21 protein-coding genes are annotated in these 20,168 nt (G+C 39.6%); 13 read left to right on the top strand and 8 right to left on the bottom strand.

Annotation, left to right across the window (positions count from 1 at the left end; genetic code table 11):
* Nucleotides 1-19 precede the first annotated feature (19 nt).
* The 11 genes from GYM74_RS01135 to agp all read left to right on the top strand — a co-directional run bounded on the left by GYM74_RS01135 (nt 20) and on the right by agp (nt 10,487).
* Nucleotides 20-517 (top strand): MarR family winged helix-turn-helix transcriptional regulator, encoded by a 498-nt coding sequence (locus GYM74_RS01135; RefSeq protein WP_220218671.1) that lies wholly within the window; start codon nt 20-22, stop codon nt 515-517.
* Nucleotides 518-593: 76 nt separating this feature from the next.
* Nucleotides 594-1,706, top strand: coding sequence for an HlyD family secretion protein (locus tag GYM74_RS01130; RefSeq protein ID WP_220218670.1), 1,113 nt, complete (start codon nt 594-596; stop codon nt 1,704-1,706).
* Complete coding sequence (locus GYM74_RS01125) at nt 1,703-2,872, top strand: ABC transporter permease (RefSeq protein ID WP_220218669.1); 1,170 nt, start codon at nt 1,703-1,705, stop codon at nt 2,870-2,872. The genes GYM74_RS01130 and GYM74_RS01125 overlap by 4 nt, the downstream gene beginning before the upstream one ends.
* Nucleotides 2,873-3,303: 431 nt before the next feature.
* Nucleotides 3,304-4,086, top strand: a complete 783-nt coding sequence (gene agaR / locus GYM74_RS01120) for a transcriptional repressor AgaR (RefSeq protein ID WP_220218668.1) — start codon at nt 3,304-3,306, stop codon at nt 4,084-4,086.
* Nucleotides 4,087-4,135: 49 nt separating this feature from the next.
* Entirely contained in the window at nt 4,136-5,302 is a 1,167-nt protein-coding gene (locus tag GYM74_RS01115; protein WP_220218667.1) for an SIS domain-containing protein, read from the top strand.
* Nucleotides 5,303-5,347: 45 nt separating this feature from the next.
* Complete coding sequence (agaV, locus tag GYM74_RS01110; RefSeq protein ID WP_220218666.1) at nt 5,348-5,836, top strand: PTS N-acetylgalactosamine transporter subunit IIB; 489 nt, start codon at nt 5,348-5,350, stop codon at nt 5,834-5,836.
* A 15-nt stretch (nt 5,837-5,851) separates the two neighbouring features.
* A complete protein-coding gene (gene agaW, locus GYM74_RS01105; RefSeq protein ID WP_220218665.1) occupies nt 5,852-6,634 on the top strand; it encodes a PTS N-acetylgalactosamine transporter subunit IIC in 783 nt (260 codons plus the stop codon).
* Nucleotides 6,624-7,520 carry a PTS system mannose/fructose/sorbose family transporter subunit IID gene (locus tag GYM74_RS01100; RefSeq protein WP_220218664.1) on the top strand — a complete coding sequence of 299 codons (897 nt, stop codon included), beginning with the start codon at nt 6,624-6,626 and terminating at the stop codon, nt 7,518-7,520. The genes agaW and GYM74_RS01100 overlap by 11 nt, the downstream gene beginning before the upstream one ends.
* Before the next feature lie 9 nt (nt 7,521-7,529).
* Nucleotides 7,530-7,967, top strand: a complete 438-nt coding sequence (agaF, locus tag GYM74_RS01095) for a PTS galactosamine/N-acetylgalactosamine transporter subunit IIA (protein ID WP_220218663.1) — start codon at nt 7,530-7,532, stop codon at nt 7,965-7,967.
* Nucleotides 7,957-9,114 (top strand): N-acetylglucosamine-6-phosphate deacetylase, encoded by a 1,158-nt coding sequence (nagA, locus tag GYM74_RS01090; RefSeq protein ID WP_220218662.1) that lies wholly within the window; start codon nt 7,957-7,959, stop codon nt 9,112-9,114. Before agaF ends, nagA begins: the two co-directional genes overlap by 11 nt.
* Before the next feature lie 113 nt (nt 9,115-9,227).
* Complete coding sequence (gene agp, locus GYM74_RS01085) at nt 9,228-10,487, top strand: bifunctional glucose-1-phosphatase/inositol phosphatase (protein ID WP_220218661.1); 1,260 nt, start codon at nt 9,228-9,230, stop codon at nt 10,485-10,487.
* 141 nt (nt 10,488-10,628) lie between these two features.
* Here agp and GYM74_RS01080 read toward each other — a convergent pair whose 3' ends face one another.
* The 8 genes from GYM74_RS01080 to gatA all read right to left on the bottom strand — a co-directional run bounded on the left by GYM74_RS01080 (nt 10,629) and on the right by gatA (nt 17,468).
* Nucleotides 10,629-11,291 (bottom strand): HAD-IA family hydrolase, encoded by a 663-nt coding sequence (locus tag GYM74_RS01080; RefSeq protein ID WP_220218660.1) that lies wholly within the window; start codon nt 11,289-11,291, stop codon nt 10,629-10,631.
* A 1-nt stretch (nt 11,292) separates the two neighbouring features.
* Nucleotides 11,293-12,147: a tagatose bisphosphate family class II aldolase gene (locus GYM74_RS01075; protein WP_220218659.1), complete on the bottom strand. Its 855-nt coding sequence runs from the start codon at nt 12,145-12,147 to the stop codon at nt 11,293-11,295.
* Between the two features lie 26 nt (nt 12,148-12,173).
* On the bottom strand, nt 12,174-13,112 hold the full coding sequence (locus tag GYM74_RS01070) for a hexose kinase (protein WP_220218658.1): 939 nt from the start codon (nt 13,110-13,112) through the stop codon (nt 12,174-12,176).
* Nucleotides 13,113-13,317: 205 nt separating this feature from the next.
* Nucleotides 13,318-14,091, bottom strand: coding sequence for a DeoR/GlpR family DNA-binding transcription regulator (locus GYM74_RS01065; RefSeq protein WP_220218657.1), 774 nt, complete (start codon nt 14,089-14,091; stop codon nt 13,318-13,320).
* 93 nt (nt 14,092-14,184) lie between these two features.
* Nucleotides 14,185-15,228 carry an alcohol dehydrogenase catalytic domain-containing protein gene (locus GYM74_RS01060; RefSeq protein WP_220218656.1) on the bottom strand — a complete coding sequence of 348 codons (1,044 nt, stop codon included), beginning with the start codon at nt 15,226-15,228 and terminating at the stop codon, nt 14,185-14,187.
* A gap of 95 nt (nt 15,229-15,323) precedes the next feature.
* Nucleotides 15,324-16,709: a PTS galactitol transporter subunit IIC gene (locus GYM74_RS01055; RefSeq protein WP_220218655.1), complete on the bottom strand. Its 1,386-nt coding sequence runs from the start codon at nt 16,707-16,709 to the stop codon at nt 15,324-15,326.
* Between the two features lie 4 nt (nt 16,710-16,713).
* A complete protein-coding gene (gatB, locus tag GYM74_RS01050; RefSeq protein WP_065734968.1) occupies nt 16,714-16,998 on the bottom strand; it encodes a PTS galactitol transporter subunit IIB in 285 nt (94 codons plus the stop codon).
* A gap of 17 nt (nt 16,999-17,015) precedes the next feature.
* Nucleotides 17,016-17,468, bottom strand: a complete 453-nt coding sequence (gene gatA / locus GYM74_RS01045; protein WP_220218654.1) for a PTS galactitol transporter subunit IIA — start codon at nt 17,466-17,468, stop codon at nt 17,016-17,018.
* 293 nt (nt 17,469-17,761) lie between these two features.
* Between gatA and gntK the strand changes: the two genes are divergently transcribed.
* Together gntK and edd are read left to right on the top strand one after the other, a co-directional pair.
* On the top strand, nt 17,762-18,292 hold the full coding sequence (gene gntK / locus GYM74_RS01040; RefSeq protein ID WP_220218653.1) for a gluconokinase: 531 nt from the start codon (nt 17,762-17,764) through the stop codon (nt 18,290-18,292).
* A gap of 46 nt (nt 18,293-18,338) precedes the next feature.
* Nucleotides 18,339-20,144, top strand: a complete 1,806-nt coding sequence (gene edd, locus GYM74_RS01035; protein ID WP_220218652.1) for a phosphogluconate dehydratase — start codon at nt 18,339-18,341, stop codon at nt 20,142-20,144.
* Nucleotides 20,145-20,168 lie beyond the last annotated feature (24 nt).

The raw sequence follows: 20,168 nt of genomic DNA, 5'->3' as shown, positions 1-20,168 counted from the left end.
ATAAATTGAGTAGTGATAATTGAATTACAAGTCTAGAGTACTTCCGTCTCGTGAAACCTTAGCACGAGCTCAAAGATTTAATGATGAAATTGTCGATGTTTCAGGCGTCGATCTCGTTTTGAGCTTGATTACCACAGCTGATTTAATACGATCTAATATTTATGCACAACTTGCTAAAGATTATGATGTTTCTGAAGGCAAGTTTGCCTTATTAATGTCACTGTTTTCCGAAGGTGAAACTTGTGCAAGCGATCTTGCATTACGTATAGGAGTGACACCAGCAACTGTATCGGTAATGGTTAAACGAATGCTAGCAGCAACCAACCCACTTATATCCATGACAAAAAATGATGAAGATGGTCGGTCACGTTTAATTACATTAACACAAGCAGGCATAACATTAATTCAAAATGCATTACCCAATCACCTAAAATCGATTCGTGCTTTTGCTCAGGTTTTAAATCCACAAGAACAAGAATCTTTAATATTGATGTTACGTAAATTATTACGAAAATAACTGACTTTATTAGCATAAAGTCATCTTACTTTACTTAAATACTTAGCTGACTAAATAAATGGAAAATAAGCTATATATGAAAAAAAATATCAAAATCCCAGTTATATTTTTATTAATATTAACTTTTGCATCATTCTTAATCTTTTTAGGCTCACGAAACGACGCTGTAACTGTTGCCAAAAGCATCAAATCTGGCGTATTAACTGCTGATGAGATTAACATTGCCTTTCAAAATGTGGGCGGAAAACTCATTAAACGTTACGTGCAAGAGTCACAAATAGTGAAAAAGGGTGATCTTTTAATGCAACTCGAAGATGTCGATACAAAATTAGCTATTAACCGTCTTCAAGCACAAGTTGACAGCCAAAAGGCAATGGTTGCCCAAGAGCAAGCCGCCATTGAAATCACCGAAAATGAAACTAACCTAAATGAGTTATCAACATGGCGTAAAATTGAAGAGGTTAAAGCCAATTTAGAAGCGGCAAAATCGACAGAAAATTTAAATCGCATTGAGTATAACCGTTACATGCAAATGCGTAAGGGCGGTAACACATCGCAATCGCAACTCGATAATGTCAGCAATGCTTATACCGCATCAAAAATGCAAGTGTTGCAAATTAAAAGCCAGCTATCAACACTGATGATTGGTGCAACACCGGAGCAAGTCAGCCAGTTTGAACAAACACAAGATGCAACCGGTATGACTTTACAATCAATCACCATTGCCAGACAAAAACTGCAAAATCGCCAAAATCAGTTAGCTCAACTCAAAGCACAACTGGCTCAAGCTGAAACAGAATTAGAACAGCTACAAATCAATTATAAACGTCTTACTTTAACTGCTCCGGAAGACGGTAAAGTTTTAAAACTGATGTTTGAAGATGGCGAAATGGTACCAAATGGTGCGCCAGCGGTATTGTTAGAAACCGATCGAAAATATATCGACATTTATGTTAACGAAAAAATGGTCAACGATTATCAGCCCGGCACCATGGTAAAAGCCAATGTTATTGCACTTGATAAAGAAGTAAAAGGTAAAGTTCGTTTTGCAACTGCCGCACCGTCTTTCGCTGACCTCCGTATGACACGGGAACGAGGGCAAGCGGATTTAACTTCTTACCAAGTCAGAATTTATATGGAATCTATTCCACATCTATTAACCGGAATGACACTTGAGGTCGATCAATGATGCAAAACATCATTAAATCTATTCTTGAAGAGCTTGACGCAATGTTGTCAGGCCATTTTATACCTTACTATAAAGTTGCCATTGGCTTAGCGGCAATTGTTGCGCTGGTTTTCTCAATAGTACTGAGTCACGGCGCTGTATTTGAAGGCAAAATTGCCGTTATTGATCTTGACGGTTCGAACTATTCAACCGAACTAATTAGTAAAGTGAATACTTCGCCTTACATTGAAGTTTCCGAAGTTATTCGCTCACCGGTAAACCCAATTACCTTAGTTTCGCATGATCGTAATTTAGGCGTGTTATACATTCCTAAAGGTTTAGAAAAAAGCCTTAAACGAGGTGATCAAACTGTTCGTTTAGGTTATTTTGCCGATGATACTAATGACGCGCAAAACGCTAAAGTATTACAAAGCCTTAATGAATATATCCCAGAATTAGGTGCCGAACTGAGTGTCGGTAAAGTTGCTGCATTAGGATTAGGACGTGAAGCTACTGAAGCGACCTTATCGCCAATGCAACTTAAAACACGGTATATGTTTAACCCAGCCAGTTCATCAACAATATCAACTATCATCTACTTTGTGTACTTTTTCTCATCACTGACTTATGGATTAACTTCACTGATGATTGTTGGTCGACTAAAAGTTACCGGCATGTGGGAAATGGCATTAGAACGAGGGTTTGTATCACTTTTAGCTAGAACGATCCCCTACGCACTTTTTTATACAACAGGATTAACCTTAATTACCGCAGTGCTGGTGATTTTTGGGCAATTGCGTTTTGACGGCAACTATTTTGCATTTGTTCCGAGTATCTTTATGACCGGACTGGCTTTCGGTTGGCTAGGCTTACTCCTATCTTGGACAACCAATAACCCGGGCGAAGGTGCCAGCCGGATGATTTTCCTAGTACCACCAGGATTTATTATGGGCGGTTCAACCATGGCGGTCGGCATAATGCCAATTTGGACTTACTATGTCAGCCATGCATTTCCTTTAGTCTGGTTATTTCGATTCTTCCGCGATTTTGCCATGCGAGGGCGATCATTGGTTGATATGCTAGCAACTTATGGTATGTACATTATCTATTTAACTGTGATTGCTTTTGTCGTGATGTTAGTGGTTGAACGGGTAAAAAAACCAGCAGAGCAAGCGCAATTAAATTAATCTATTCAAACATAAGTTATTGAAACACCCTAGGGTTTCAATAACTTTCTTTTTTTTCGCTGTTTTCTTTTTGGTTTTTACACTAAAAATAGCTTCAATATTTGGGTAAACAGCTCAAAGCCTTTAAGTTTATTGGGTATTAATTGCTCATTTTGTGATGTTCATCACACTTCAAAATGAAATTAGCCTTATTTTTATCATTCTAAAATATTTTTCTTATCGTCACTAATTTTGCCTTAATTGATTGAATTATCGAAGCAATATTACCTTTCCTTGCCGCTAAAGGGCACCTTCCCCCCTTTCAATTCATTTCAAACGAAAGCATTTTCTGTTCTTTTTTAACAAAATGAGTTTTGTGACTTATTTATCGTTTTTCGATCCTTTTCGTATGTTTAAATCGAATAACACAATGAAAACAAATTAAGAATTATATGAATAATGAAATAATTAACGCATTACAACGACGAGAAAAAATTATTCACCTCCTCGGTAAAAAAAACACAGTAACAGTTAACAAACTCAGTAAATTATTTAACGTTTCAACTGTCACCATTCGCAATGACCTGCGTTACTTAGAGCAAAAAGGTTGTGTATTACGCTCCTACGGTGGCGCAATGCTAAACAAAACTTTTGCTTTCGATCGCCCTTTATTGGATAAAAGCCGCATTAATTCAACTATTAAAAACAAAATCGCTCAAAAAGCGGCAGCAATGGTGCACGACGGCGATCGAATTATCCTCGACTCAGGCTCAACGACAGCGGCGATGGTGCCCTATTTACGCCAAAAACAAAATCTTATTGTCTTTACTAATGCCATTAATATTGCCTACGACTTATCAACTAATACCGATATTGAAGTAATTATTGCCGGCGGCAATATTCGCAAAAATGCTTACTCCATTTCAGGACCTACCGTTGAACAGCAATTAAAAATGTACCACTTCAATAAACTCTTTTTAGGTGTTGACGGATTTGATTTAAGCGCCGGCATTACCACACCTAATTTTGGTGAAGCATCGGTTAACCGTGTCATGTGTCAGGTTTCGGGGCAAATTATCGCTGTCACCGACTCAAGCAAATTTGGTCGTAAAAGCTTTTGTATGATTGAAAAGATTAACCCAATTGAAACACTGGTCACTGACTCAAAAATCCCCAAAGAATACTTAACGCAATTACATACTTTAGGCATTAATGTTGTTATTGCAGATATATAAACAGGCTCTTTTTTAACCAGATAAACACTTAATAAATAGGATAAAGAACATGCAAAAATATTTAGATTACTCATTAGATTGGCTCACAAAACATGGCGCAGAAAATACCGCTAAAGAGATTTGCCAACAACCCCAAATTTGGCGGGACTTATTAGAAATCATTACCCAACAACACGAGCAGTTAAACGCATTTTTACAGCCATTACTTGCCGATCCCGATCTGGAAATCATTCTAACCGGTGCCGGCTCCTCTGCTTTTGGTGGCGTTGCGCTGGCACCTTGGTTAAGAGAGCATACAAAGCGTAATGTCCGTGCTTATGGCACAACTGAAATTGTTGCTGATCCATTGCAATATTTATCACCGAATAAAAAAACATTAGTGGTATCTTTTGCCCGCTCCGGTAACAGTCCGGAAAGTATCGCAACGGTAAAATTAGCCGATCAATTAGTATCAGATTGCTATCACCTATTTTTAACCTGTAATCCAACCTGCGCACTAACCGATTATGCGCATGAAAAAAACGACCCTAAACGTATATTGCAATTTGTTATGCCTGAAGGATCACATGATTTAGGTTTTGCCATGACGTCAAGTATCAGCAGCATGATGTTAGCCACGTTATTACTACTTGGCGATATTGGCCATGACGATGCTTGTAAGACAATTACAACCATTGCCAACATCTGTGAAGATAAAATTTTAACCTGGCAACCTATTACCAAACAACTTGCACAACAACCACATGAGCGAGTGATTTATGTTGGCAGTAGTTGCTTTACCGGTGTAGCACAAGAATCAGCTTTAAAGATTTTAGAATTAACCGCCGGCAAAATAGCCAGCCGCTTTGATTCAATACTAGGGTTACGCCATGGGCCTAAATTTATGGTTGATTCGAGCAGTTTAGTGGTCTGCTTTTTCTCTAACGATCCTTACATTCGTCAATATGATAACGATTTATTCAATGAGCTAGTACATGACAAGATTGCTATGGATGTGATAGCCCTCAGTGGTCAACCTAGTTCAGACAAACAGATGCAGGTAATCGATTGCCCATTGGCGGATTGTTGGTTGATGTTCCCGTATCTGCTTTTTGCACAAATGTTAGCCTTTGAAAAATCACTAAGGTTTGAATTAACCCCAGATAATCCTTGCCCAACAGGCGAAGTAAATCGGGTTGTAAAAGGCGTACATATTTATCCGTTTAATCAAAAATAAGCAATTTAATCGGTTTAACAAATCAACAAAAGGATATAAAAACATATGAGCACACCTAATATTCTTATGACACGTATTGATAATCGTTTAGTGCATGGTCAAGTTGGTGTGACTTGGGTCAATGCGCTAGGCGCTAATCTACTGTTAGTTGCCAATGACAGCGCAGCGCAAGATCCGGTTCAACAAAGCCTAATGGATATGGTTATCTCACAAGGAATCCAAACCCGATATTTCACCTTACAAAAAACAATCGACATTATTGGCAAAGCCGCAGAACGGCAAAAAATATTTATTGTTTGTAAAACCCCGCAAGACGTATTAACACTGGTTCAAGGTGGAGTACCTATCAAATTTGTCAATGTCGGCAATATGCACTTTTCGGAGGGAAAAAAGCAAATTCACAAAACGGTATCAGTTGATGACGATGATATCGCCGCTTTTAAAGCGCTGACGCAATTAGGCGTCATCTGCGAAATTCGTCGTGTACCTGATGAAACAGGCGAAAACATTACTGATTTACTTAATCTAACTTAAGACAGGGAGCAAACTATGTTATTCGATGCATTGTTAATTGGATTACTCGCCGGTATTGCAGGTGTCGACCTATTTGACGGACTCACTCACTTACACAGACCAATCGTGATTGGTCCATTAGTTGGTCTGATATTAGGCGATATCCAAACCGGCTTATATGTTGGGGGATCACTCGAACTGGTATGGATGGGAATGGTACCTTTAGCCGGCGCTCAACCGCCCAATGTGGTAATCGGTGGCGTGATTGGTACCACTTTTGCCATTTTAACTGATGCCGATCCTAAAGTTGCCATTGGTATTGCCGTACCATTTGCCATTGCGGTACAAGGTTGTATCACCATTTTATTTACTATCTATTCGCCGATGATGCATAAATGTGATCGCTTTGTCGATAAACTCAATTTCAAAGGAATTGAATGGGTTAACTACTTAGGCATGATTATTCTATTTTGTTTCTATTTTATTGTGGCATTTTTGCCGATCTATTTCGGCGCCGATGCGGCAACCGCATTAGTTGAAAAATCCCCTAAATGGCTACTCGACGGCTTAAGCGTTGCTGGCGGAATGATGCCTGCGATCGGTTTTGCCATGTTAATGAAAATAATGATGAAAAAAACATATGTTGCCTACTTTATTCTCGGCTTTTTAGGTGTGACATATCTTAACTTACCGATTTTGGCTATTGCCTTAGGCGCTTTAGCCATTGCCATGATTGATTTTTATAATGGTAGCCGAAATAACAATGACAATACCCCGTCAGAAAACACAAATGCAATGGAGGTGGAAGATGGAATTTAACCATGATGAAGATAAAAAAATGGCCGAAAAAGCAGAAAAACGTATGGCACAAGCATTAGCAACAAGTAAAGGCACGTCCGATACTTACATCGATCAAAGTCAGGATGTGATATTAACTAAAGGTGATATCAATCGTATGGCGTTTCGATCACTAGCACTTCAGGCCTCTTTTAACTACGAACGTATGCAAGCAGGCGGCTGGCTTTATACTATCTTACCGGCGCTGCGCAAAATCCATAAAAATAAAGATGATTTAAAAAACGCCATGCACATGCATATGGAGTTTATTAATGTTCACCCTTTCGATGCCACTTTTTTATCCGGCTTAGTGCTGGCAATGGAACGAGGTAAAGAGAACATTTCAACCATACGAGCGGTAAAAGTAGCCTTAATGGGGCCATTAGGCGGCATTGGTGATGCACTGTTTTGGTTAACATTACTGCCGATATGTGCCGGCATTGGTGCGTCGTTAGCCTTAGAGGGCAGTTTGTTTGGACCCATCATTTTTCTATTAATGTTCAATATCGTCCATTTTGGTTTACGTTTTGGTCTTGCACATTATGGCTATCATGCAGGTACCAGCGCATTGCCTTTATTAAAAACCCATACCAAACGCATTTCACATGCTGCTTCAATTGTTGGTATGACGGTAATTGGCGCATTAGTGGCGTCGTATGTACATCTCACCACACCGTTAGAAATTAACGCAGGTCAAGCCCATATTGCACTGCAAGCTGAAGTGTTAGATAAATTGATGCCAAATCTATTACCACTAGGCTTTACGCTAGCGGTTTACAGCTTGATGAAGCGTAACTTTTCGCCCGTCAAATTAATTGGTTTAACCGTGATTATCGGGGTGGTAGGTAAATTAGTGGGCTTTTTATAAGGGGGATAAATGATAGGTGTAATTTTAACAGGTCACGGTAGCTTTGCTACCGGACTTTATCAAGCGGCTTGCCAAATTATTGGTGAACAACCACAATTTATTGCCGTCAATTTTCCCGACGGTATGAGTAGCGAACAGTTAGAACAACAATTAAATAGCGCGTTAACACTTTGTGATAGTGGCGAAGGTGTGATATTTTTAACAGATATTGTTGGTGGCTCGCCATTTAGGCTGGCAGCAACGATAAGTTATCAATATAATAATATTGAAGTTGTCAGTGGTATTAATATGCCACTATTACTTGAAGTATTACTTCGGCGTGATGAGCTGGATTTACCCACACTCCGCCACCATACCATTGAAAACGGTAAAAATACGGTCACCAGCTTATGGCATGAACATCAAAAAAAATCGCTAACAAATAAGGAGCGTACGGATGGAATTTAAACAAATCCATGCTAAGCAAGTGTTTACACCTGTTGGTTGGCTTGATAATGCTATCGTTGACATCAAAGATGGCAAAATTATCGATATCAAGCCAAGTAACACGCCCTGTCCCAATCAATTCAAACTTATGCCGGCACTGATTGATACCCATATTCATGGCGTAATGGGTGCCGATACAATGGACGCCACTCATCAATCACTTAATACCATTAGCTCATTTTTAGCCAGCCACGGCGTCGGTGCATTTTTGGCGACAACAGTGACAGAAAGCCATGAAAAGATTGAAGCGGCGTTAGTTCAAGTCAAAGAGAGTATTAAACAGGGAGTCGCTGGCGCCACCATACTAGGTTCTTATTTAGAAGGTCCTTTCTTTAATGCCGTTCATAAAGGCGCACATCCGGAAGAACTTTTACAAGCCCCCGACCGTGAACTTATTGAAAAGTGGCTTAAGTTAGCTGACGGCACACTAAAATGTATTGCGCTGGCGCCGGAATACCCAAGCGCCTTACCGATTATTAAATGGTTATGTAGTCAAAATATCCGAGTCATGATTGGTCACACTAATGCCGATTATGAAACTACTAAAGCGGCACTTTTAGCCGGCGCCAGTGGTGTTGTACATTGCTATAACGGCATGTCCGGTTTGCATCACCGTAATCCGGGTGTGGTCGGTGCGGCACTGAGCATTGATAATTGCCAAACCGAAATCATTGTTGACGGTCATCATGTGCATCCGGCAGCGGTTAGCATTGCACATAAGTGCTGCGGTCACAATCTGCTATTAATTACCGATGCCATGCGAGCAACCGGAATGCCAAACGGCGATTACTATTTAGGTCAATTACCCGTGCACATGGAAAACGATGTAGTGCGAACTCAAGACGGTAGTTTAGCTGGCAGTACCTTAACGCTCGATCGGGCGGTGAATAATCTTGCCAACTTTACCCGTATTACCTTTGAGCAAGCTTGGCTCCATGGTAGCCATTATCCGGCAAAAGCATTAGGCATTGATAATCAGTTAGGTACTATTGCGGTCAATAAAGTGGCTAATTTAGTCCTGCTTAATGAACAAAATCAAGTTACTGCAACCATGGTAAATGGCAATTTTGTCTATCAAACCGAGCAATTTAAAAGCCAATATCAATGACCAAACCCGATGCACAGCAAAGCTTAAATAAAAGGAATTAAACGTATTGATTAATGGTCAGCAGTTATGAACCTCATCAATTACAACATGTTATACCAGTCAAAGGAGAGCATATGAAAAAAATACGATTAAAAGGCGTGTTAGCTTTAACGTGTATTTTATCTTTTTCAACTCAAGCATTAGAAACACTGAATCATTACACGTTGGAACAAGTGGTCGTTTTTAGCCGTCATGGTTTACGAGCCCCCTTAGCCAGTCCCAATAGTACTTTGGGTAAAGTCACCCCTAATCAGTGGCCACAGTGGGATACCCCGGCAAGTTACCTCACCACTCGTGGTGGTGTGTTAGAGAGCTATTTTGGTCATTATTTTAGTCAATGGTTAGCCGATAATAAGTTATTAGATCAAAAAGATTGCCCTGACCAAAACGATGTATACATTTATACCAATAGCCTACAACGCACTATCGCAACCGGACAATATTTTGCGGTTGGTGCCTTTCCGGGCTGCACCGTGCCTGTTGTGCATAAAGAAACCTTAGGCACAATGGATCCGCTATTTTTCCCGGTGATCAGCGATGATAGCGCTGAATTTAAACAATCGGCGATTAATGCCATTAATAACATTGCCGACAGTGACGGTGTGAAAGGTTTAAATAACAAATTGGCTCATGCCTATCAAGACATGTCAAATATTCTAAATTATTCACAATCGCAAAATTGCCTTACCGATAAACAGTGTGATTTTTCGACTTTACCCACTAAGCTCATCATTGAAAAAGGAAAAGAGCCGGGTATCACCGGACCATTACGCACAGGCACATCGATTGCTGATGCATTTATTCTACAATACTATGAAGGCGCCCCTTTGCAAGATGTTGCATGGGGTAAAATAAAAAATAATCAACAGTTTGAACAGTTGGTTGCCATAAAAGAAAATTACAACACGGTATTATTTGGTTCACCGGTTGTCGCTAAGCAAGTTGCCACAAAGTTAGTGAACTACATCAATCAGTCGTTTAGCGAAAATGAAAATAAACCAAAATTCACTTTACTTGTAGGCCATGATTCTAATGTCGCTTCACTATTTTCAACCATAAAGATTAAACCTTATCAGCTTGCCGATCAGTTTGAAACAACGCCTATCGGTGGCAAGGTTGTCTTTCAGAAATGGCGTAACAATCAAACTGGTGAAGCGATGATGAAAATTGAATATTTTTATCAATCTACCGATCAAATTCGTCATTTAACCGAATTAAACCGACAAAACCCACCACTTAAGGTGACGTTGGAAATGGAGAATTGCCCAATTAACACGCTGGGCTTTTGCGCTTTTTCAACCTTTAAACAAGCGATGAGTAAGGCAACGCAATAACCTTTAACGAGTTGAAAGTATGCATAAATTTAGCTAAATTTTGTATACTTTCAATCTTTCGTATACTTTCAATCTAAAGACAGTTAAATCAATTGCACTTGTGTGGAGCAAAAGCAGGTAACACCGCCGGGGATTATCTTATTAGCAAAACGTTTTTTTATTAATAATGAATTGATCGCTACCTGTGATTTTTTCAACAATCAGATCATTAAAGTTATCGATATTTAGCTGGGCATGATGATTAATCAAATTAGACGTATTAACACCAATCACCTGACAATTAGCCTTATTTGCTGACTCAATGCCCGCAGCGGAATCTTCAAAAACAATACACGAACTGGCAGCTAAACCTAATAGTTTTGCGCCTTGCAAATAGCCGTCCGGCGCTGGTTTGGTGTTAGCTACCATTTCGCCAGTGATAAATACCGGCGGTTTGGCAACCTGTAGCAAACTAAATCTTGCTTCAGCCACAATTTTAGTGCCGGAAGTAACAATCCCCCAAGGGATATTCATTGATGATAATAGCTGCAGAAAATCGCTTGCGCCCGGTATTTCATCAATCCCTTGTACATCATTTGACTCTAATTGCTCCATCCAATGATATTCTTGCTCAATCAAACTAGCGGGCTGATCAGGTAAAAACAGCTTAATATTATCGATAGCTTTACGCCCATGAATGGTTGTTAATACCTGAGTGGCATCTAAATGATGCCGCTGAGCAAATTTCAACCAGCAGCGTTCAACTGCTGGTAGAGAGTTCACCAAAGTACCATCTAAATCAAACAAAATACCTTTAGCTTTCATATTATAGTTTACCTGCACTTCCACAAATACGAATTTTATCTTCCACAATTTTCGCCATTGCCAGTTTAGCCGGTTGCATGTAGTGCCTTGGATCGTTAGCATCCGGTTGCGCTTGAAAGTATTGTTTCAACGCATCTGAAAAAGCAATTTTTAATTCAGTTGCCACATTCACTTTACAGATACCTAATGAAATCGATTTTTTCACCATTGCTTCAGGTATTCCCGAAGCGCCATGCAACACCAATGGAATGGCAACTTTTTCGCGTATTTTGGCTAATCGATCAAAATCCAATTTAGGCTCACCTTTATACATCCCATGAGCGGATCCAATTGCCACCGCTAAAGAATCGATGCCAGTGCGCTCGACATATTCCCTTGCTGCATCCGGATCGGTAAAGGCACTGTCTTTATCATCCACGATAAGATCGTCTTCTTGCCCGCCCAGACGCCCTAATTCAGCTTCAACACTGGCATTAAATTTATGACTAAATTCGACCATATTACGCACAATGTCAATATTTTCTTCAAAGGGATGATGTGAAGCATCGATCATAATTGAGCGAATGCCGCCGGCAATTTTGGCTTGGATATCATCGACATCTTCATGGTGATCAAGATGTAAAGCAAACGGGAAATGCTTAATTTGGGCTGCTGTTTTACAAATATTGATTAAATACTCTGTGCCGGCATAACGATAAGTGCCGGGGGTGGCGGCTAATATAACCGGCGACTGCAACTGTTTTGCGGTATCAATCACAACTTGAATTGTTTCAAGGTTATGAATATTAAATGCCGGAACAGCATAATTTTCACGTTGCGCTTTTTTTAACATCTCTTGACTTGAAATAAGATACATAATAACTCCTGAATTAATCTTGATATTTAATAAATTTGGTTAACAATAACTTGTTGAAAATAATCATCATAATTGTGCATATTCACAAACCCGGTTTGCGATTCCATGGCATTTAACATGCCCATTGTCATCGCCCGTTTGAGCATGGTTTCTATCGATTCGTTTTCATGGATACTTACCGCAAGCCCCGCTAACGTCACATCGCCAGATCCAACCGGATTGACAACATCAATTTTAGGGATTGAAACTTGATAATATTGCTGATGACAACGCGCAAAAGCACCATTTTTACCCAGTGAAATAATGATAAAAGGGATTGCATTTAGCAGTGGATGATCAACCGCCTTAATCAACGAAGCCGTATCATTTACATCAATATCCATTTGAATTATTTGTTGTAATTCATCTTTATTCGGCTTAATTAAGTAAGGTTTACGTTCAGACACCAGCGTAGCTAATAACATCTTGCCGGAGGAATCTAGCAAAACAGGAATGCTCTTTTTATTGGCGATTTGAATTAATGTGGCATAAAAATCAACCGGAAAACCTTGTGGCAGCGATCCGGAAATGGTCATCACTTTGGCTTTGTCCATTAACGTTTGATAGTGCGCTAAAAAGGCGTCCACCTCTTTTTGTCCGAGTGTTGGCCCGGATTCGAGAATTTCGGTTTGATTGCCTTCATGTAGTATTGCGATACAATTTCGTGATTCATGCTTGGTAACATAAAAATGGTAGTGGATATTGTCACTATCTAACTGTTTTTGTATATATTCACCTGTTGTACCGCCAACAATACCGGAAGCTAACACCTCGATGCCAGAAAACTTCACACCTCGTGTGACATTGAGTCCTTTACCACCAGCAGTTTTTCTAACATTGGCAACACGATTAATATCATTAATATGGAGCGTATTGAGTGGATAAGAGATATCCACGGAAGGATTCATGGTAATTGTTAATATCATATTCTCACCTACGTATTGATTGCAAAGTCATAGCATTGGGAGAAATAACAAGCTTAAATAATCAAATGAGTTCAATAGTATTAATCAACCAAATAGCCAACAACAATCCATTGCTATCATTACGTTCATTACCCAAAATCGACTATTTAGCTAAAAGATCTTTTAAGCTTTGTTCAAAAAGATACACAATCACCAGTTAAAAAATTTAAACAGCTATAAAACCAATGCCTTTTTCTTCAAATTGTTGTTTATAACTGTTATCGACATCAGTATCGGTAATTATGGTACTTAGTTTATTAAGTGGTAATACGATATTAATGCCATTTCGTCCAAATTTTGATGAATCTAAAACCGCAACAACCTGCCTTGCCGCATTAGCCATCACACTACTGATAGTGTAGCCTTCGTTAAACGTTGTTATTCCTCTTTTTGGATCTATTCCATCTGCACCAACAAACAAAATATCAGCAGAAATGCCGTCTAACGATTGCTCAGCAATTTTTCCATGAAAAGAACGAGTCTTATGCCTCAGCGTACCACCACACATAAATAACATAATGTCACTGTTATCCGATAAAATAAATGCAGAAGTAAGACTGTTGGTAATGACAGTGATATGCTTGAGTTTTACTAACTCTTCAGCTATCAACATTGTGGTACTACCACTATCTAAAATAATGGTATCCCCCTCTTTAACATGTTTAACTGCTTCAATTGCAATGCGTTTTTTGGCTTCTATAAAACGTTGATAACGTTCTTCTAATTGCAACTCTTTAAATGATTTTAAATCGCCTTTACTCATGATTTTGGTTGCGCCGCCATGAAATCGAGTCAAAACCCCTTGTTTTTCCAACAAACGAAGATCGGTTCTGATTGTCACTTCCGAAACATCATATTGTCCTGATAAATCACTAACCAAAACAGTTCCTTTCGTATTAAGAAGTTCGACTATTTGTTGACGTCTTTCACTTGCATTCATAATATTTCCTTTTTCGAAAATTTTTCAGCAGTGTATAACAAACAAAATCAAAAGATAAGCGCTCATTTTTATTGGCTGATTTAAATCAGATAATTACATGCAATTTAATAAAATCTTACCGTTCATTGGATGACCGTTTAACGCACTAACTTGCTGAGTAAATTCATCAAAATCCCCCACCCCAGCAATTAACTCATCAAGCCTGATTTTACCGTCAACAAAAAACTGACTAACGAGTTGCCACTCTTTACCAGGCCATGGTGCTGAGTAATTCATCCAGCTACCTAAAATCTCAAGCTCTTTGCGTAAAATCATTCCGAACGTTTTTTCTGAAAGGGTCACATCATGATGCAATGTACCAATCAAACCAACTTTGGCTCTAGCACCAGCTATTTCAATGGCTAAGCTTACTGTCGCTGGCGTGCCGGCGGTTTCTAATACCACCTGATCAAATCGATGTGGCATCAATGCTTCATAGATCGCCGAAGCTGTCATATTTTTTGAGTGATAAACCGCATCAGCACCTAGTTTTTTAGCCAGATCTAAGCGCTCTTGATTAATATCTAATACCGCAACAAATTTAGCGCCCATCGCTTTGGCGCACTGCATAGCAAGCAAACCAATGGTACCGCCACCAACAATCACTACATTTTTATTTTGACAACCGTCAGCCAATAATAGTGCATGCATCCCAACAGTCATTGGCTCAAAAAATGCCCCTTCAATAGGGCTAACACTTTTCGGTAACTTAAAGGCATTTTTCTTATTTATGACGATATACTGTGCCAAACCGCCGGTAATTCTTGAACCAACGAAGGTGTAGTGTTTACAAAGTGAATAGTAATGTTTTTGACACTCATCACATTTAAAACAAGGCAATAAAGGTACACAAGAGATCAGATCACCAATCTCAAACTCTGTCACATCGCTGCCCATTTCGACAACCGTGCCACTAAATTCATGACCAAGTGTGATTGGGTAAAAATGTGCACCATGATGAAAAATACGTGGAATATCAGAACCGCATAACCCACAATACGCCACTTTCACCAGAATTTGATCTGGTGAAGTGATTTTGGGCATCTCAATATCTTCTACAGATAAAGTCCCCTCATCATTAACAACGACTGCTTTCATATTATTTTCCTATGTTAATAATTAAATAGGTTGCTGTTTTAACGTTCACTGGTTTGACAGTGAACGTTGCTTAATGGATTTAAAAAATGACTTTTTTATTGCTTATTTACGCTGTTTGCACCGTCTACCTGTTGCTGTTTTAATAATAATTTGTATTTTTGCGCGCGTTGCCAGGTCAAAAATAGACAAAACAGGTAAAAGAGACCAATGCAGGCAAACCCGATCGGTTGTTTTAAATTAACCAGTTGAACTAAGATATAGGTAATTGGCGAACCACCTTGATCCATTGCGCCAACCGAGATGCCATTACCGGCAGTAATGGTACCGGCATTGACGGCAAGCTGAGTGGTTAATGGCACCATTTGCGTGGCAATCCATAAGGTAATAGCAATAATGATTGAACCGGAAATAATAATCCTAAACAGATTGCCTTGATGAATCGCCACACCCATTGCGATAAAAAAGCCGATAGTTGCTAAGTCACCAAAAGGAAGCACTTCATTACCGGGCAGCACAATGGCAATAAAAATACTTAATGGGATAAAAATTAAGCTGGCAGAAACAACGGTTGAATGACCCAATAATAGTGCCGGATCTAAACCGATTAAAAAGTCTTGCCCACCAAATTTCGATTGAAGATGTTTACGTGCTTGTTTAGATATTGGGGTTAAACCGTCCATAATAGGTTTAATCACTCTCGGCATTAATAGCATGACCGCTGCGGTTTGAATCGCAAGTTGTAAAGTCTGTTTCACCCCATAACCGGCTAATACGCCTAATAAAATACCCATAAATAAACCAACTGTGACGGGCTCACCAAATGCGCCAAATCTTTTTTGCATATCGACCGCATTGAAATTAATCTTTCTAATGCCGGGTATTTTTTCAATCACCGTATCGACAAATACCGCTATCGGTCCACAATAAGCCGACGTACCATGTGGCACAGCAATGCCGTCAAGCTCAAAAAAATCTTTGGTATCTTTAGCAAACCAATCCCCCAATTTATAAGCGATAATTGCATGTACAATCACGCCAGCAATGCCTAGCCAGTAAGAGCCGGTTGCAATATAAACCAGCGCCCCGCTGAAGGTCATATGCCAAATGTTCCAAATATCAACATTAACAACACGGGTTAATCTTAAAAGTAACATGGCAATGTTTACTGCAATGGCAATGGGAATGGCAACCAGCGCAATTTGCGATGCCCACGTCATAGGGGCTGCGCCAGGCCAACCAACATCGACAACATTCAAACTGATATCAAATCTTTCTGCCATAGCTTGAGCTGCAGGCCCAACTGAGCTGGTTAATAAGCCAACCACCAAACCAATACCGACAAAGCCAATCCCAATATGAATCCCGGCTTTTAATGCATCACCAATTTTCATTCTTAGCGAAAGTGAAAACAGAATAATCACAATGGGTAGCATTACAGACGGTCCCAAATCTAAGATGTACTGCATAATTTCAGTAAACATAGGTTCATCCTTTTAAAATAGACAATATTTTTGCTTTTAACTGCTCAATACCAACGCCAGACACAAAAGGCATACCATGCACAATCGGAATATCACCAAATGTTTGATCCATTTTTGCCGTCGTACAGATCAGGTCGACATCATCAATAAAGGTATTAATTTCATTAATACGACACTGCACTAAATCGAGCTCAATATTATTTTCATTACATAGCTCTTTTATCTCTTCTGCTGCTAAAGTTGACGTCGCAACAGCGCCACCACATGCAACAATAATCTTTTTTTTCATAATGCCTCCTAAACAACTTATTGATTAAATATCACTTCATTAAAACGTTCGGTAACTTCGTCTTGCGAGCGATTTAATAAAAAGTGATAAAATTCTTTATCTTGTAAATGGGTAAAAAGTGCTTTTAACAGTGATAGTTGATCAGCCGGTGAAGTCACTACCAATGAAATAATCAATGAAACATCAACGGTGCCATCGTCATCTGCACGTTGAAATGAAACCGGAGATTGGGTGCGAAGAATAAAAATCGCAGGACTGTTAGCATGCTCAGCTTCACAATGTGGAATCGCCACTGCATAGCCATCGAGCAAAATACCGGTTGGATATAATGCTTCCCGATCAAGTAAAGCTTTCAAATGGCTCTGTTTGACAATCCCTTTTTCTTGTAACTGTTGACTTAAATAAGTCAGTAAGGCTAACTCATTGTCAAATTTAAGATTGTCTTCGAAAAGAAGCTGACATTTATTCATATTTACTCTCCATTTTTTATCTTTTTGATATTACGTTTTAGGTTATTACTTTCGAAAACAAAAACAATATCGAAAGATTAAATACTTTCGAAATAAAAAACAAATAGGATTTTATATTTTTGTGATCGAAATCTATTTTTTAAAATAAACTTGAGATCCCAAATCGGGATAAAAACCTTTACCCAAAACAAAGTATGATCCAGATCACAAAATCAACTTTTTTGAATTGCAATAACGGATTAAAATGTCAAAATGTTACCCGTAACAACATGGGAGCAAATTAAGGACAAGTAATGACGAAAAATAATAAACATGTTTTTGTTTTAATGGGGGTATCGGGTAGTGGTAAATCAGCAGTTGCCAAACAAGTAGCCTATAATCTTGACGCCGCTTTTTTAGACGGTGATTTTTTACATCCGAAAGCCAATATATTAAAAATGCGCAGCGGTACGCCGTTAAATGATCAAGACCGTATGCCATGGCTTGAACTAATCAGTAATGCCGCCTTTGCGATGAGTAATGTTAATGATGTGTCGTTAATTATCTGTTCATCCTTGAAACGACAATATCGGGACATTATTCGTGGCGAAAATGAAAATGTTCATTTTATCTATCTAAAAGGCAGTTTCGATGTGATTGCTAAGCGACTTGCTGAGCGTAAAGGGCATTATCAAAAAGCCGGCATGTTGCAATCACAATTTGATACGCTCGAAGAGCCCGATCAAGATGAGAAAGATGTTTACACAGTCAATATCGAACAATCATTAGACGGGGTGGTTAACGATACTGAACAAGTGATTTGTTCAATTTGCCAAGGTCAGTAACATATAAAAATTAATAACAAGAATAAAGATAGTCCAAGAGGTTAATGTGAATTCTACCGTTGAAGCTGTAACACAACGTATTATTGAACGATCGAAAGCTTCTCGTGAAGCTTATTTGCAAAAAATTGAGCAGGCGATGCAACATAACGTAAACAGAGCCAAATTGCCATGTAGCAATCTGGCGCATGGTTTTGCCGCCTGCTGTGCGGATGAAAAAAACGATTTAAAAAATATTTTAAAAAGTAATATTGGTATTATTAGTGCCTATAACGATATGCTCTCAGCACATAAACCCTATGAGTTTTATCCGGAGCAAATACGTAAAGCACTGCACCAAGCCGGCGCAGTTGGGCAAATGGCTGGGGGTGTGCCGGCTATGTGTGATGGGGTAACGCAAGGCGAACCGGGCATGGAACTGTCTTTAATGAGCCGAGATGTGATTGCCATGTCGGTTGCTGTCGGGCTGTCACATAACATGTTTGACGGAGCATTGTATTTAGGGATCTGCGATAAAATCGTACCGGGTTTATTGGTTGGGGCTTTAACATTTGGTCACTTACCGGCAATTTTTATTCCAGCCGGACCGATGCCGTCAGGACTATCAAATAAAGAAAAAGTTCGCATTCGTCAGCTTTATTCGGAAGGGAAAGCATCGCGTGAAGATCTGTTAGAATCTGAGTCAGCCTCTTATCATACCAGTGGCACATGTACCTTTTATGGCACAGCCAATAGTAATCAAATGGTCATTGAGTTAATGGGATTACATTTGCCGGGGGCGGCATTTGTTCATCCTCAAACGGCATTAAGAACGGAACTGACTAACGCCGCTGCTAAACAGATAACTCGCCTTACTCACCAATCCGGTCACTATCTGCCTGTTGGTAAAATGGTTGATGAAAAAGTGATTGTAAATGGCTTAGTTGCGCTATTAGCCACCGGGGGCTCGACCAATTTAACCATGCATATTGTCGCTATGGCAAAAGCGGCTGGGATTATGATTAATTGGGATGATATCTCCGATCTATCAACGGTCGTTCCATTACTTTGCCGTATCTATCCAAACGGGCCGGCCGATATCAATTATTTTCAAGCAGCGGGCGGCACGGCATTATTAGTTAGAGAGTTATTAGCTGGCGGTTTACTCCATGAAGATGTTGAAACAGTGGTCGGCCGAGGTCTTAGCCGGTATACCAAAGAGCCAATTTTAGAAAATGGCAAACTGGTATTTCGTGAAGGACCAACGCAATCATTAGATGAATCAGTGATTGCCTCCATTAAAAAACCGTTCCACTCGCATGGTGGCTTAAAAGTGCTGTCCGGTAATTTAGGACGAGCAATTATGAAAACGTCAGCGGTTGCCGCTGAGCATCAAATTATTGAAGCACCTGCGGTTATTTTTAACAGCCAATATGATTTAGATGCGCAGTATAAAGCCGGAAAGTTAAATAAAGATTGTGTCGTTGTAGTGCGCTATCAAGGACCCAAAGCCATTGGTATGCCGGAACTGCACAAACTGATCACCCCGCTTGGTGTACTGCAAGATCGGGGCTATAAAGTGGCACTGGTCACCGACGGTCGATTATCCGGCGCTTCCGGTAAAGTCCCAGCAGCAATCCATGTAACGCCGGAAGCTTATGACGGTGGATTGTTAAGTAAAGTACAACCGGGCGATAAGATTCGAGTCAATGGGCTAACCGGTGAGCTTACGCTACTGGTCGATGAAGCCGAGCTTGCTAAGCGGCAACCAGATCCATTTGATTTGCGTGATTCTCATCAAGGTTATGGGCGGGAGCTATTTACTGTTCTTCGTGAAAATTTAACCTCAGCTGAACAAGGCGCTGTTAGCTTTTAAAGCAATTATTCTGCCGCATAAAGC

It is taken from the genome of Gilliamella sp. ESL0405 (assembly GCF_019469205.1).
Taxonomy (GTDB): Bacteria; Pseudomonadota; Gammaproteobacteria; order Enterobacterales; family Orbaceae; genus Gilliamella.
This window is presented reverse-complemented; position numbering and strand designations above follow the sequence as displayed.

Bases quoted from the DNA above. Each gene is read 5' to 3' on its own strand.
- agp (WP_220218661.1), top strand. From the start codon at position 9,228: ATGAAAAAAATACGATTAAAAGGCGTGTTAGCTTTAACGTGTATTTTA.
- gntK (WP_220218653.1), top strand. From the start codon at position 17,762: ATGACGAAAAATAATAAACATGTTTTTGTTTTAATGGGGGTATCGGGT.
- GYM74_RS01125 (WP_220218669.1), top strand. From the start codon at position 1,703: ATGATGCAAAACATCATTAAATCTATTCTTGAAGAGCTTGACGCAATG.
- agaV (WP_220218666.1), top strand. From the start codon at position 5,348: ATGAGCACACCTAATATTCTTATGACACGTATTGATAATCGTTTAGTG.
- agaR (WP_220218668.1), top strand. From the start codon at position 3,304: ATGAATAATGAAATAATTAACGCATTACAACGACGAGAAAAAATTATT.
- nagA (WP_220218662.1), top strand. From the start codon at position 7,957: ATGGAATTTAAACAAATCCATGCTAAGCAAGTGTTTACACCTGTTGGT.
- GYM74_RS01115 (WP_220218667.1), top strand. From the start codon at position 4,136: ATGCAAAAATATTTAGATTACTCATTAGATTGGCTCACAAAACATGGC.
- GYM74_RS01100 (WP_220218664.1), top strand. From the start codon at position 6,624: ATGGAATTTAACCATGATGAAGATAAAAAAATGGCCGAAAAAGCAGAA.
- agaF (WP_220218663.1), top strand. From the start codon at position 7,530: ATGATAGGTGTAATTTTAACAGGTCACGGTAGCTTTGCTACCGGACTT.
- gatA (WP_220218654.1), bottom strand. From the start codon at position 17,468: ATGAATAAATGTCAGCTTCTTTTCGAAGACAATCTTAAATTTGACAAT.
- GYM74_RS01130 (WP_220218670.1), top strand. From the start codon at position 594: ATGAAAAAAAATATCAAAATCCCAGTTATATTTTTATTAATATTAACT.
- GYM74_RS01065 (WP_220218657.1), bottom strand. From the start codon at position 14,091: ATGAATGCAAGTGAAAGACGTCAACAAATAGTCGAACTTCTTAATACG.
- GYM74_RS01060 (WP_220218656.1), bottom strand. From the start codon at position 15,228: ATGAAAGCAGTCGTTGTTAATGATGAGGGGACTTTATCTGTAGAAGAT.
- GYM74_RS01070 (WP_220218658.1), bottom strand. From the start codon at position 13,112: ATGATATTAACAATTACCATGAATCCTTCCGTGGATATCTCTTATCCA.
- GYM74_RS01075 (WP_220218659.1), bottom strand. From the start codon at position 12,147: ATGTATCTTATTTCAAGTCAAGAGATGTTAAAAAAAGCGCAACGTGAA.
- GYM74_RS01080 (WP_220218660.1), bottom strand. From the start codon at position 11,291: ATGAAAGCTAAAGGTATTTTGTTTGATTTAGATGGTACTTTGGTGAAC.
- gatB (WP_065734968.1), bottom strand. From the start codon at position 16,998: ATGAAAAAAAAGATTATTGTTGCATGTGGTGGCGCTGTTGCGACGTCA.
- GYM74_RS01055 (WP_220218655.1), bottom strand. From the start codon at position 16,709: ATGTTTACTGAAATTATGCAGTACATCTTAGATTTGGGACCGTCTGTA.
- agaW (WP_220218665.1), top strand. From the start codon at position 5,852: ATGTTATTCGATGCATTGTTAATTGGATTACTCGCCGGTATTGCAGGT.